At 72.1% G+C, this 11,981-nt stretch carries 11 protein-coding genes; 7 read left to right on the forward strand and 4 right to left on the reverse strand.

Annotated elements, in window-relative coordinates:
* Entirely contained in the window at positions 1 to 369 is a 369-nt protein-coding gene (locus tag ACIPYW_RS17220; protein WP_400415745.1) for a MerR family transcriptional regulator, read from the reverse strand.
* Between the two features lie 89 nt (positions 370 to 458).
* Here ACIPYW_RS17220 and ACIPYW_RS17225 point away from each other — a divergent pair, with 89 nt between their 5' ends.
* On the forward strand, positions 459 to 1,172 hold the full coding sequence (locus ACIPYW_RS17225; protein WP_400415748.1) for an SDR family oxidoreductase: 714 nt from the start codon (positions 459 to 461) through the stop codon (positions 1,170 to 1,172).
* 79 nt (positions 1,173 to 1,251) lie between these two features.
* Here ACIPYW_RS17225 and ACIPYW_RS17230 read toward each other — a convergent pair whose 3' ends face one another.
* Complete coding sequence (locus ACIPYW_RS17230) at positions 1,252 to 4,056, reverse strand: hypothetical protein (protein ID WP_400415751.1); 2,805 nt, start codon at positions 4,054 to 4,056, stop codon at positions 1,252 to 1,254.
* Between the two features lie 365 nt (positions 4,057 to 4,421).
* Here ACIPYW_RS17230 and ACIPYW_RS17235 point away from each other — a divergent pair, with 365 nt between their 5' ends.
* The 6 genes from ACIPYW_RS17235 to ACIPYW_RS17260 all read left to right on the forward strand — a co-directional run bounded on the left by ACIPYW_RS17235 (position 4,422) and on the right by ACIPYW_RS17260 (position 8,772).
* Positions 4,422 to 5,879, forward strand: a complete 1,458-nt coding sequence (locus ACIPYW_RS17235; RefSeq protein WP_400415754.1) for a DUF6421 family protein — start codon at positions 4,422 to 4,424, stop codon at positions 5,877 to 5,879.
* On the forward strand, positions 5,876 to 6,571 hold the full coding sequence (locus ACIPYW_RS17240; RefSeq protein WP_400415756.1) for an SDR family NAD(P)-dependent oxidoreductase: 696 nt from the start codon (positions 5,876 to 5,878) through the stop codon (positions 6,569 to 6,571). The genes ACIPYW_RS17235 and ACIPYW_RS17240 overlap by 4 nt, the downstream gene beginning before the upstream one ends.
* The gene (locus ACIPYW_RS17245; protein ID WP_400415759.1) at positions 6,568 to 7,650 is read left to right on the forward strand and encodes a threonine aldolase family protein; all 1,083 of its coding nucleotides are present in this window, start codon (positions 6,568 to 6,570) and stop codon (positions 7,648 to 7,650) included. Before ACIPYW_RS17240 ends, ACIPYW_RS17245 begins: the two co-directional genes overlap by 4 nt.
* Before the next feature lie 141 nt (positions 7,651 to 7,791).
* Positions 7,792 to 8,298 carry a hypothetical protein gene (locus tag ACIPYW_RS17250; protein WP_400415762.1) on the forward strand — a complete coding sequence of 169 codons (507 nt, stop codon included), beginning with the start codon at positions 7,792 to 7,794 and terminating at the stop codon, positions 8,296 to 8,298.
* A 16-nt stretch (positions 8,299 to 8,314) separates the two neighbouring features.
* Entirely contained in the window at positions 8,315 to 8,509 is a 195-nt protein-coding gene (locus tag ACIPYW_RS17255) for a hypothetical protein (RefSeq protein ID WP_400415765.1), read from the forward strand.
* Complete coding sequence (locus ACIPYW_RS17260) at positions 8,506 to 8,772, forward strand: hypothetical protein (protein ID WP_400415768.1); 267 nt, start codon at positions 8,506 to 8,508, stop codon at positions 8,770 to 8,772. The genes ACIPYW_RS17255 and ACIPYW_RS17260 overlap by 4 nt, the downstream gene beginning before the upstream one ends.
* An 81-nt stretch (positions 8,773 to 8,853) precedes the next feature.
* Here the strand turns inward: ACIPYW_RS17260 and ACIPYW_RS17265 are convergent, their stop codons facing one another.
* Entirely contained in the window at positions 8,854 to 9,429 is a 576-nt protein-coding gene (locus ACIPYW_RS17265) for a hypothetical protein (protein ID WP_400415769.1), read from the reverse strand.
* Positions 9,426 to 11,564 (reverse strand): hypothetical protein, encoded by a 2,139-nt coding sequence (locus ACIPYW_RS17270; RefSeq protein WP_400415772.1) that lies wholly within the window; start codon positions 11,562 to 11,564, stop codon positions 9,426 to 9,428. The genes ACIPYW_RS17265 and ACIPYW_RS17270 overlap by 4 nt, the downstream gene beginning before the upstream one ends.
* Positions 11,565 to 11,981: the final 417 nt, after the last annotated feature.

The following is an 11,981-nucleotide window of genomic DNA, read 5'->3' on the forward strand; positions in this document are numbered from 1 at the left end:
TCACGCCGCGGTCGCCCCAGCCGACTCCGCCCGCCCCTCAGCCGCGTCGATGAACCAGTCGAGCCGCTCCCGCAGCTCGGTCAGCTCCGCGATCTGCGCCGCCAGCTTCGCCCGCTCCCCCTGCAGCAACGCCCGCTGCGAGCCGGTCGTCGTGCCGCTGTGCATGCACGGCATGATCTCCGCGATCACCTTCGTCGGCAGCCCGGCGCGCAGGCAGCACCGGATGAGCCGCACGTACTCGACGGCGTCGTCCGCGTAGTCCCGCTGCCCGCCGCCGGTCCGCTCCGACCGCAGCAGGCCCTGCTGCTCGTAGTACCGCAGCGACCGGACGCTCGCACCGGTCGCCTCCGCGAGCTCGCCGATCCGCATTCCGCACTGCCCTCCGTCACCTTGCTTGCACCTGACACTGATGTCAGGTCCTACGGTCACCGTACAACCCACACGGAAGGACCACCACCATGCAGATCACCGGAGCCGTCGCCCTCGTCACGGGAGCGAACCGAGGTCTCGGACGCGAGTTCGCTCGCCAGCTCGTCGAACGCGGCGCGACCGTCTACGCGACCGCCCGGCGGCCGGAGACCATCGACCTCGAGGGCGTCGTGCCGCTCGCGCTCGACATCACCGACCCGGAACAGGTCGCGGCGGCAGCGGAGCGCGCGCAGGACATCACCCTGCTCGTCAACAACGCCGGCATCTCGACCGGGGCCGATCTCGTCACGGGCGATCTCGAGCTCGCACACCGCGAGATGGACACGCACTTCTGGGGCACCGCGTCGATGCTCCGCGCGTTCGCCCCCGTCCTCGGCAGGAACGGCGGCGGCGCGGTCGTGAACGTCCTGTCCGCCCTGAGCTGGTTCAGCATCAGTGGCGCCGGCGCCTACCACGCGGCGAAGGCCGCAGAGTGGGCGCTGACGAACAGCGCGCGGCTCGAACTGGCCGAGCAGGGCACGCTCGTCACCGGTGTGCACCTCGGCGCGGCGGACACGGACATCGCCCGCTGGTACGAGGGCCCGAAGGCCACGCCCCGCGAGGTGGTCGACGCCGTCCTCGCCGGTGTCGAGGCGGACGCGACGGAGGTCCTGGTCGACCAGTGGTCGGAGCTCGTCAAGACGACGCTCGCGGACGCACCGGAGGTGCGCGACGCGCGGATCGCGACGGCGCTGGCCGGCTGATCACCGGACTGGAGGCGCGGGTCGGGCCCGACCCGCGCCTCCAGTACGTCAGTCGCACGCCGCCGCAGGGGCGGGCCCGTCAGCGACGGACCGTGAAGGTCCCGGAGGCCGTCCGACCCGAGCCGTACCCCTGGGCGGAGACGATGTGTTTCCCGACGGTCCGGGTCGTCCCGATCGTGACCGTCGCGGTGCCCGCCGCGTTCGCGGTCACCCGCTGGGCCGCGCCACCGTCGATCCGCATCGTCACGGACTCCCCGGCGCGGAAGCCGGGAGCCGTGAGGGCGACGCCCTTGCCGCGCTTCGGCTGGGTCGGGTTCGCGGTGACGGTGCCCTTGGCTGCCTGCGCCTCGGCGCACGCCTCACCCGCCGTGCCGACGGGAGGTGCGGACGCCCGCTTCCGGCCGTCGACCGTGACGCCGTCGTCCTCGCGGAGCGTCAGGGTGCCGGTCCCGGTGCCGAGCACCGCGCCGCCCTGCGTGAGGCTCACGGAGAGGGGGTAGGCCGTGGTCGGCGACTCCGACGCGCGGCGGTTCCCCACCTTCGTGACCGCGACCGAGCGGCAGGTGTCGCCGGGCTGGAACACGACCGACTGCACCGTCGAACGCACCGTCTCGTCGTAGGCGTCGAGGTCGAACGCCACGGTCGCGGTCTGCTCCGCCGGCCGCGAGAGCACGATCGCGACCCGGGTGGTCCCGGTGGCGTTGCCCTCGTCGACGAACCGGTCGACGACGCGGACGCTGGGGCGGTCGACCACCTTCGGGCTCCCGAGCGACGACTCGGGCACCACGGAGAGGTCGCTGAGCAGCAGGCCGCTCTTCCCCTTCGGCACGACGACCGCGACCTGCCGGACGCTCGTGAGGTCGACGCCGGTGAACGAGGCGAGCGGCACGCGGGCCTCCTGCAGGAGCGTCTTGCGCACGGCGTCCCGGGAACCCGGCAGGAGCGCACCGGCACGGCTGACGTCCGACAGCCGCACGCTCGCCGTCGCGCCGGCGGCGTCGGTCAGGCGGACGCTCACGTCGGCGGCCGACGTCGCCCGGTCGTCGGGCGTGAGGCGCAGCGAGAGCGCCGAGAACGACGACAGGTCGCCCGAGGACGGGCTGACGGCGACCCGGACCTCCCCGCCGGTCGCGCTGCCGGTCGGGGTGACGTGGAGGGCGGGTGTCGCCGGGACGGACGGTGCGAGCCACGCCGGCACGTAGTCGGGCGCGGTGGTCTCCCCGGAGACGCAGGTCGGCAGCGCGGCCGTGACGGCGATCCCGTCCGAGCTCGCGCACGTGGCGGCCCGGAGCGCTCCGGTCGTCGTGACGGCGCGGTCCGGCGCGGTGAAGAGCGCGAGGTCGCGGCGGGTGCTCCCGGGCAGGGACGCCGTCACCCGGAGGTCCGCCTTCCCGAGCGCGGCCGGGACCCGTCCGCTGCCGTCGAAGTACGGCAGGAACTGCTGCTCGCCACCGAGCGTCAGGCGGAAGAAGCCGCTGACCAGGCTCGTGCCGACGGCGTACTGCGCGGACGAGGACAGTCGGGTCGTGCCCTTGGCCTTCGCGCCGCACACCGGGTCGGAGTCGTCCCACCAGTCGTCCGAGGACTCCTTGGGGTAGGTGGCCGGGGTCCACACGCTGTTGAAGAAGTTGTGGTTCGCGCCCATCACGAGGACGGAGGAGCGCAGGACGTCGTCGCCGTACGCCGTCCGGGAGTCGTCGAAGAAGTGCTGCCCCTGCAGGTCGGACACGTCACCGTCGCAGTACGGCAGGACGACGGCGGTGTCGACGTCCGGCAGGGTGGTCCGACCGAAGTCCGTCGGAGCGAGCGGCAGCACCGAGACGATGCCGAACGGCTGCTTCCGCTGGCTGTTGAGCAGTGCCGCACGGACCACGCCGTCGCCGCCGCGGGAGTGCCCCATGAGCCCGACGTGCCGGAGGTCGAGCTTCCCGACGAGCTTCGACGACAACTTCGGCTCCTGACCGGCGTCCGCGCGCTGCAGGAGCGCGAGGTGGTCGAGGACGAGCTGCCCGCGGGCCTCCGCGCCCCCGTCTGCCGCGTAGGTGCCGTCGAGGGCGTTGATCGCGTTCGCGGAGATCGACACGACGACGACACCGTTGCTCGCGAGGGCCTGCGCCGCCGCGGTGTAGCCGAGGTAGCTCGGGATCACCGTCTGCCCCTTGCCGCACGGCCAGCCGGCCCTCGACGGGGTCCCGCCCGAGCACACCTCGTGACGGCCGTGCAGGAACACCGCGACCGGACGCTTGCCGGGGGCGTTCGTCGGCAGCCAGACCGCCGCACGCATCTCTCCCTTGCGCCCGGCGAACCCGCGGATCGTCTCCGCCTGGTCACCGAGGTCGTAGTCGGCACGGACGACGGAGTACGGCCCCGCTGCGGCCGGGTCGGCGTCGAGCGGCGCCGGGGTCTCCCGCGGGACGGCCTGCGGCTTCGTCTGCACCTGCGGGGTCGAGCCACTCGGCCGCTGCACGCCGCCGGTCGACCCGAGCACGACGCTCGTCGCGTCCGCCACCGACGGGTCCGTCGTGGTGACCGTGAGGGTGCGCTGGTCGAGGCTCGTCGTCGCGACGCCGATGTCGGTGCCGTCGACCACGAGCGTCGGGGCCGCGGCGCGGACGGGCAGCGGCTCGTCGAGCGTCAGGGTGACCGTGTACCCGCCGTCGGACGGGGTCACGGTCCAGCCGGGGCCGGACGCGACGGGCGCCGCACCGGTCGAGATCGTGGTACCGGGACCGCCGGGGGTGTCCGTCGCCCCGGCCGTCGCGGGCGTGCCGCTCGACGCGCTCCCGACCGCGACGGCCGTCGGGTCGTCCGACGGGGCGGCGACGGCGGGCAGCGCGACGAGGCTCCCGGCGAGGGCGGACGCCGCGACGAGGGCGACGGCCACGGTCAGGTGCGTGCGATCCGCGCGGCGGTGACGGCGAGGGCGGAGCTGGCGGTGGTGACGGTCCACGTCGGGTACCCCTGTCTGCGAGCGCACGCCCCGAGCGGCACGCGGTCGAGGTCACCGTAGCGAGACCGGTCGGCCAGGCGGATCATCCCGCAGGATGACCGTCCCGGACGGGGGTCAGGACCACTCCGCGCACGATGTCGAGCGTCGCGCGCTCGGTTCAGAGCGTGGGTTGCCCGGGCGCGCAGGAAAGCGCCGGAAAGTGGCAAGAATGCCGCTCGGACTCCTCATTAGGATTCCGTCAGGACCGCCGTTCGAGGCGGTCCGGCCATGTACGCCGGCCCAACGACGGGAGGTTCGAGATGTCGCAGTTCGTCCAGAGGTTCACCCAGGACGCCATCGTCGGAGAGCCCGAGGTCGTCGAGGACCGCCCGGTCCGCGGGGTCGCCACGCACCCGGCCTGGCTCCGGCTCAAGGACGCCGTCGTCACGCTCCAGGGCCTCCAGGCAGCGGACGGCTCCGTCCCGGACCCCGCCGACCACGCCGCCGCGACCGAGCTGCTGGCCGTGGTCGTCCCCGCGATCGCCGAGCTCGCCCCCGCCTTCCCGCACGACGCCGAGTACCTCGACCTGCTCGCGCGGGACTTCGCAGCGTGGCAGGACCAGGGCTTCGGCGTCCCGGACTTCCTGGACTCGCTGAACGCCTTCCAGCCGCAGCAGCACCGGGTCGACGGCCTCGGACACCTCGTCGTGTTCCCCATGTACACGCAGAACGGGAGCGCCTCGCGCTTCGTCGAGGCCCTCCTCGTCGAGGTCATCTGGCCCGACTTCATCGCCGAGCTCGAGGCCGGCGACTACGGCAACAAGCTCTTCGTCGCCCTGCGCTTCGTCGACTTCACGCCCGGGTACGACACGAACTCCGCCGTGCTCTTCCCCGAGACCGTCTCGATGCGCGAGGTCCCGGCGTTCACCTGGGGCGCCATCTTCCAGGACCGCGAGGCCGCCCGCTACCGCCGGGTCGTCCGCGCCGCCGCCGAGATCACGAAGCTCGAGCTGCCCGCGGACGCCGCGGCGATGCTCGACGACCAGGAGCTCACCGAGCGGGTGTTCGTGATGTGGGACATCATCCACGACCGCTCGCACATGCGCGGCGACCTGCCGTTCGACCCGTTCATGATCAAGCAGCGGATGCCGTTCTTCCTCTACTCGCTCGAGGAGCTGCGCTGCGACCTCACGGCGTTCCGCGAGTCGGTGTCCCTGCAGCGGTCGCTCTCCGCGGTGCCGGACGCCGAGCTGTCGGACGCCCGGCGTTCGATCCGCGACCACGCGAAGCTCGTCCAGTACGCGGTGCTCTTCGACCGGGTGTTCCGCTTCGCCATCACCGGCAGCCGCGTCCGCAACTACGACGGGCTCGGCGGACAGCTCCTCTTCGCGTGGCTGCACCAGCACGGGGTCCTGCACTGGACCGACACCCAGCTCACGATCGACTGGGACGCCGTCCCCGACGTCGTCATCGCCCTGAGCGACCAGATCAACGAGCTCTACTGGCGCTCGATCGACCGCCCGAAGTCGGCGCACTGGCTCGCCGCCTACGAGATGCTCACGCAGACCCTCACCCCGCACCCGGCCTCGGCCTGGGCGAAGGGGCTGCCGCAGGAGACGCTCGCCGGGCCGCCGAAGGGCTACACGGACGCCGTCCTCGACGACGAGTTCCCGCTCTCGATGTTCTACGAGGCGCTGAACAAGAAGATGGCAACCGTCATCCAGTCCACCGCGGGCATCACCGGGACGACGGACGACGCCCCGGCTGCCGCCGCGTGAGCGGCGGCGCACTCGCCGGCCGCACGGTGCTGGTCGCGGGAGCGACCAGCACCAGCGGCGCGGCCGTGTCCCGAGCACTGGTCGCCGCCGGTGCGGCGGTCGTCGCCGTCGGCGCGAGGGAGGACGGCCTGGAGGCACTGCGCGCGTCCGTCCCGCAGGTCACGACCCAGCGGTGCGACCTGGCGGACCGCAGCGCGGTCGACGGACTGGTGTCGCGCCTCCAGGCCGACGGCACGCACGTCGACGGCCTGGTCCACCTCGTCGGCGGATGGCGGGGCGGCGGCGGCCTCGCCGGTCAGTCCGACGAGGACTGGGACTTCTTCGACCGCGGCTTCCGCACGCTCCGGAACACGACCCGCGCCCTGTACGACGACCTCGTGGCCTCGCCCGCCGGGCACCTCGCGATCGTGTCGTCGACGAGCGTCGAACGCCCCACCGCCGGAGCGGCGAACTACGCCGCTGCCAAGGCCGCGGCCGACGCCTGGACCCGGGCCGTCGCTGAGGGCTTCCGGAAGGACGCCCCGGCCACCGCCGCAGCGACCGTCTTCGTCGTCCGGGCACTCGACGGCCTCGAGGAACGCCTCGGGGACGAGGTCGTCGGGCTCTGGGACGCCGAGGCGACCGCGGTGAACGGCGTCCGGGTCCCCCTCCGGCCCGAGCCCGCCGCCTCCGAACCTAGGATCGACGCGTGACCCTCCGACTCCACGACCTCGACCTCCGCGGCTTCGCCTCCGACAACTACGCCGGCATCCACCCGGAGGTCCTCGACGCCATCGCCGCGGCGAACCAGGGCCACCAGATCGCGTACGGCGAGGACGTCTACACGGCACGGTTGCAGGAGGTCTTCACCGAGCACTTCGGCGACCAGGCGCAGGCGTTCCCGGTGTTCAACGGCACCGGCGCGAACGTCGTCGGGCTGCAGTCGATGCTCCCGCGGTGGGGTGCCGTCGTGTGCACCTCGACCGCGCACATCCACACCGACGAGGCCGGCGCGCCCGAGCGGGTCGGTGGCATCAAGCTCCTCACGGTCGACGCCCCCGACGGCAAGCTCACACCGGAGCTCATCGACCAGCAGGCGTGGGGCTGGGGCGACGAGCACCGCGCGCAGCCGCTCGTCGTGTCCATCACGCAGACCACCGAGCTCGGCACCGCGTACACGGTGGACGAGGTCCGCGCGATCGCCGACCACGTGCACGGCCTCGGCATGAAGCTGCACATGGACGGCGCCCGGATCTCGAACGCCGCCGCCACACTCGGCCTCCCGCTCCGCGCCTTCACCACCGACGCCGGGGTCGACGTCCTGAGCTTCGGCGGGACGAAGAACGGCCTGCTGTACGGCGAGGCAGTCGTCGTCCTCGACCCGTCGGCGTCCGAAGGGCTGCACTACCTCCGGAAGCTCAACATGCAGCTCTCGTCGAAGATGCGGTTCGTGTCGGCGCAGCTCATCGCCCTGCTCACCGACGACCTCTACCTCCGCTCGGCGCAGCACGCCAACGCAATGGCCGCCCGGCTCCGCGGCGCCCTCGAGTCGGGCATCGCCGACGGCAGCATCCAGGGCGTCGGGTTCAGCCAGGAGACCCAGGCGAACGGGGTGTTCGCGACCTTGCCGGCGGGCGTGGCCGATCGGCTCCGCGAGCACTTCCGGTTCTACGACTGGGACGCCAGCCGGAACGAGGTGCGGTGGATGTGCTCGTTCGACACCTCGGAGCAGGACATCGACGACTTCGTGGCGGCGCTGGCGCGGGAGCTCGCCGCGCTTCCAGCCGACTGAAATCTCACGTTTGACGTTCACCGTTCACCTGAGTACTTTCGCTCGTGAGGTCGCAACGCGGCGGTCTCACGACCCAAAGGGGGAACAATGTCGACGAACCGAACAGCGCTCACGAGCCTCGCGCTCGCTACTGCCGTGGTCATGAGTTCGCTCGTCATCGCACCGGCTGCGACAGCTGACACGACGACCATTCGACCTGGAACGGCTGCAAAGGCTCACTCAGCTGCAGTTGCGGTCAGCTCTGAGCAACTCGCACTCGCGCTCGCGGAGGCGAGGGCCGACGGGTTGGTCGTAGCGGACAGCCAGGGCGCCGACGGGTCGACGACCACGACGGTCGATCTCGGCGATGGCTTCACCTTCGACCTCGTCACCGAGCGCTCTGGCGAGCGGATCGGTGCAGGCAAGGATTCGAGGGGCACCTACGTCAGCTTCAACGCAACCGACCAGAACATGATCATCAGTGGTGCGGCTTTCGCGCTCGGGGCCGCCGTGTGCGCGGTGAGTGGAGGCACGTTCTGCGTCGTCGTCGGCGCGATCCTGACCGCGGCCACGGTGGCGATCACCGGGAGCGGGGCGATCCGTTGCGGCACCAAGCAGCTGCGCGTCTACCCGTTCGCAGGTGGCAAGGTCAAGCCGCGGTGCGTCTGACGGGAGGGATGACGTCATGAAGTCGTTCTTGTTGCGCGTACCGATCGCGCTGCCGCTCAGTTCGGCGCTCGTCGTCGCGGGGTCTGTCCTCGCCACCGCACCCGCGACCGCAGGCCACTGGGGCAGCGTGGTCGGAGCCGCACTCGCCCTGTTCACCGCGATGCTCTGGTCCGGTACGGCGCTCCGTCGCCGACGGCACCGGCAGCCGTGACGGCACCGGTCCGGTGGCGGCCGGCGCTCGTGATCCTGGGCGGCACGGCGGCGACGATCGGAGCCGGGCTCGCGCTGGGCCTGCCGTACGCCTGCCTCGGGGCGCTCGCCACGATCACGTACGCCGCCGTCGCGCCGAGCGTGATCGGCGTGACGCGCGTTCCCCCGGGCGCTGCTCCCGACCCCCGCGAGGTCAGGGAGTGGCGCGAGGCGCATCCCGGAGCGACCATCAGCGAGGCGATCGCCGCGATGTCGGGCCGGTGACCGCATGACGGACGGGAGGCACGTGGCGGACCCGCCCCGTGCCTCCCGTCCGGTCGTCGGTCGCGTCATCGACCCTGCCACTCAGTCGTTCTCGACCTCGAAGTCCCACTCGGCGAGGGTCTTCCCGCCGCCGGGAGCCCAGCGCAGCACACCCTCGCCGACCTTCATGACGGTGCGGACCTCGAACGTGGTGCGCTGCCCGGGGCGGAGCACACTCGTGGGTGTCCCCTTCCCCGGGACCGCAGACAGCCGGTAGGCGTTCCCGAGCTGGTCCGTCGTGGTCAGGTCGGTCAGGGAGACCGGCACGCTGCCGGAGGCGTCCCGCAGCGACACCGTCCACGTGCACGTCGTCGTCTCGCCCTGGTACGGCAGCCCCTCACCGGGGACGACCGGACCGGTGACGGTGGCGAGCACCGTCGCGCCACCGTGCAGGTGCACGCGGACCGCGTCCCCCTCGGAGGTCAGGGCCGGCCGGGCCGCGGTGCCGTCGAGCACCGCGTCCGTGGTCGACGGGATGCCCGCGAGGTACGCCGGCATGCCGCCGTAGGTGTCCTCGACCTTCGGCTCGGCGTGCGACGAGCAGCCGACGAGCGTCCCCGCGAGGACTGCCACCCCCGCCACCGCGACCGCGAGGGACGCGGTGCGTGAGCGGGTCACCGGTGCCTCGCGTTGTTGAACACGTCCGGTCCGTAGGGCTCGAGGCCGGCCTGGCCCGCGTACCCGAGGTGACCGCGACCGTCGACGCCGCCGGAGACGGTGCCGCCGGGAAGCCGCTGGTGGTCGTCCCCTCGACTCACCCCGAACACGTCCTCCATCGTCCGCAGCCAGCTGTAGTGGTTGTAGTACGTCGTGGACACGGTGCCGGGCTTGATGAGCGGACTGATGAGCACGCTGCCGGTGTCGCCGCCGCCGGGGGTCGCGTCGGTGGCGTCGTACAGCGGGTCAGCGGTCTGCCCCGTGGTGAGGAACCCGGGCGCTCCCTCGGCACTGAGCGTGAGGCTCGTGACCGGCCCGGTCGGCGTGACGGGGTTGCCCGAGGCGTCGAGGAGCTGGAACGAGCCGTTGACGACCGAACCCGAGGAGGTCGTCGGGAACTGCGGACCGGTGTCGCTGACGGCACCGACGAAGGTGTCCGCCGGGATCGGGCTGGTGCCCCCGGGACCGGTCGTGTCGGTCGTGTCGACCACGCCGCGGCCGGTGTCGGACGCGACGATCGACTGGTCGGAGACGTAGCTCGACGCGGTGTTCGCGGCGACGGCGTCGGTGCGGGCTCCGGGGGTGTTGCCCGAGCCGCCCCGGACGATGCCGGGCACGCAGTTCGCGGGCACGAGCGTCGGAGAGGTCTGCGTGCACACCGGCGGACGGTCGATGAAGGCGTTGTCGCCGGGGCCCGGGTAGAGCTGGTTGCCCTTCGCGTCCTTGCCGAGCGTCGAGTTCGGGCCGGTGGGCTCGAAGGCGACGTTCTTGCCGTACAGGTTCTCGCCGGCGCGGTCGGCCGCGATGCCCGAGGAGGCGTTCGGCTCGTCGGAGAGCGTCGGTCCGTAGTGGTCCGCGTTGTTGAAGCTGTTGCCGGTGTAGGTGAACGGCGGGTTCGCCTCGTCGAACGTGATGTCGATGAGGCCGCCGTCCTTGAACGCGGCCGAACGCTCGATCATCGGGATGTAGTACTTGAGGAAGAGGTCCGAGGCGTACAGGCCGCCGGTGTGGTTCTTCGGCGTGGTCGACTCCGGCGCGGGCGTGCCCGACTGGTAGACCGGCTGCCCGCTGCTCGTGAACGACCCGGACAGGTTGTTGCCCTTGCAGACCGCGTCGTGCGCGTCACTGCAGTTGTTCGGCGTGATCCAGCTGAACGCCGGGGTGGTCTTCTCGTGCTGCAGGTCGCGGAAGAGTCCGTTCGCGGACGAGTCGAGGTTCGCGATGTGCGCCGAGTCGCAGTCGGTGCCGCCCTGGGCGGGCGTGGTGAGCGACTTCGCCGCGGCACCGTGGGCGCCGGCGGTGCCGGTGAGCCCCTCGAACCACGGGAACGGGAAGTGCTTGGCGACGTACTGGTCGTTCGCCTGGGCGCCGGTGAAGCTCGTCACGCCGGTGGGCGCGGGGTGGTCCGGTGTGGGGGTCAGGTAGGTGGGGTTCGTTTCGGGGTTGTTCGCGGCTGTCCCGGGTGCACCGCAGACACCGTCCTCCCGACCGGGCTGGTTCCTGAGGTCTTGCGCGTAGCCCTTCCACGTCTTGTGGGCGGCGTCGAGCTGGTTGAAGAGGGTCGGCGTGGCGTGCGGGTAGGTGCAGCCGTTCGAGCCGTCGGGCGCGTTCGCGCCGCTCGGCTGCGCAGCGTTCGCCAGCGACCGCACCTGGCCCTTGTCCGAGCCGGAGCGGATGACACTGTGGTCGGACCCGAAGCGGGTGTTCACGACGTTGCAGTCCGCCTGCGTGTCGGCCTGCGGGGCCTGGCCGGCCACCATGGAGAGGTAGTTGTCCATGCTGAAGTGGCCGGTGCCGTAGGAGTTCTTCAGCAGCACCCCCTGCGCGGGCAGCGTCTTCCAGAGGTAGCTGTTCTGGTTGAGCCCGGTGAACGTCGCGTCGTACGACTTGTTCTCGAGGATGATCAACCAGACGTGCTTCACCTGCCCGGGACGCAGCCCGGTCGAGGTGATGGTGGCCCCGCGCTGCGCTGTGCTGGCGTCGGCGGCTGAGGCGGTGGAGGTCGCGATGCCCGCGACGGCGGCGGCGAAGATGCCTGCCGCGGCGACGAACGCTGCTGCGCGACGCCGACCCTTGGTCCTGCCGGAGAACTTCATGTGGGAAGTCTCGCGCCGTGCTCACCCCCGCTCGGGGGACGGCAGGTGAACGGGTCGTGAGGGACCGCACAGCGTGCGGCTGTCCGTGCGCGGGACGCCGCGGCGACGCGCCCCGCGCACGGGTGCCGGTCAGCTCGTCACGCGCTTCCGACCGGCCACTCGGCCATGGAGGTCTCCTCGTACCCAGCGGCAGGACGCTACTGCGTCCTGCCGCTGGGGATGGTCGGGTCGGTGGGCACACCGGACCGGCCGGGAGGCACGGTGCGTCTCCCGGGGTCTGGTGTGGTGGGTGGGTGGTGCGGTCTACTGCACGCGGGTGGGTTTGGCCAGGGCGGCGCGGGTGCCGCCGGTGAGGTGGACCAGGACCGGGACCTGCCGGCCGAGGGTGCGGTCCAGCACGCCGATGGCGTGGTCGAC

Source organism: Curtobacterium sp. NPDC089689 (assembly GCF_044749145.1).
Lineage (GTDB): Bacteria > Actinomycetota > Actinomycetes > Actinomycetales > Microbacteriaceae > Curtobacterium.

Coding starts and splice junctions, on each gene's coding strand:
- ACIPYW_RS17220 (WP_400415745.1), bottom strand. CDS start 369: ATGCGGATCGGCGAGCTCGCGGAGGCGACCGGTGCGAGCGTCCGGTCG.
- ACIPYW_RS17225 (WP_400415748.1), top strand. CDS start 459: ATGCAGATCACCGGAGCCGTCGCCCTCGTCACGGGAGCGAACCGAGGT.
- ACIPYW_RS17235 (WP_400415754.1), top strand. CDS start 4,422: ATGTCGCAGTTCGTCCAGAGGTTCACCCAGGACGCCATCGTCGGAGAG.
- ACIPYW_RS17250 (WP_400415762.1), top strand. CDS start 7,792: ATGAGTTCGCTCGTCATCGCACCGGCTGCGACAGCTGACACGACGACC.
- ACIPYW_RS17255 (WP_400415765.1), top strand. CDS start 8,315: ATGAAGTCGTTCTTGTTGCGCGTACCGATCGCGCTGCCGCTCAGTTCG.
- ACIPYW_RS17270 (WP_400415772.1), bottom strand. CDS start 11,564: ATGAAGTTCTCCGGCAGGACCAAGGGTCGGCGTCGCGCAGCAGCGTTC.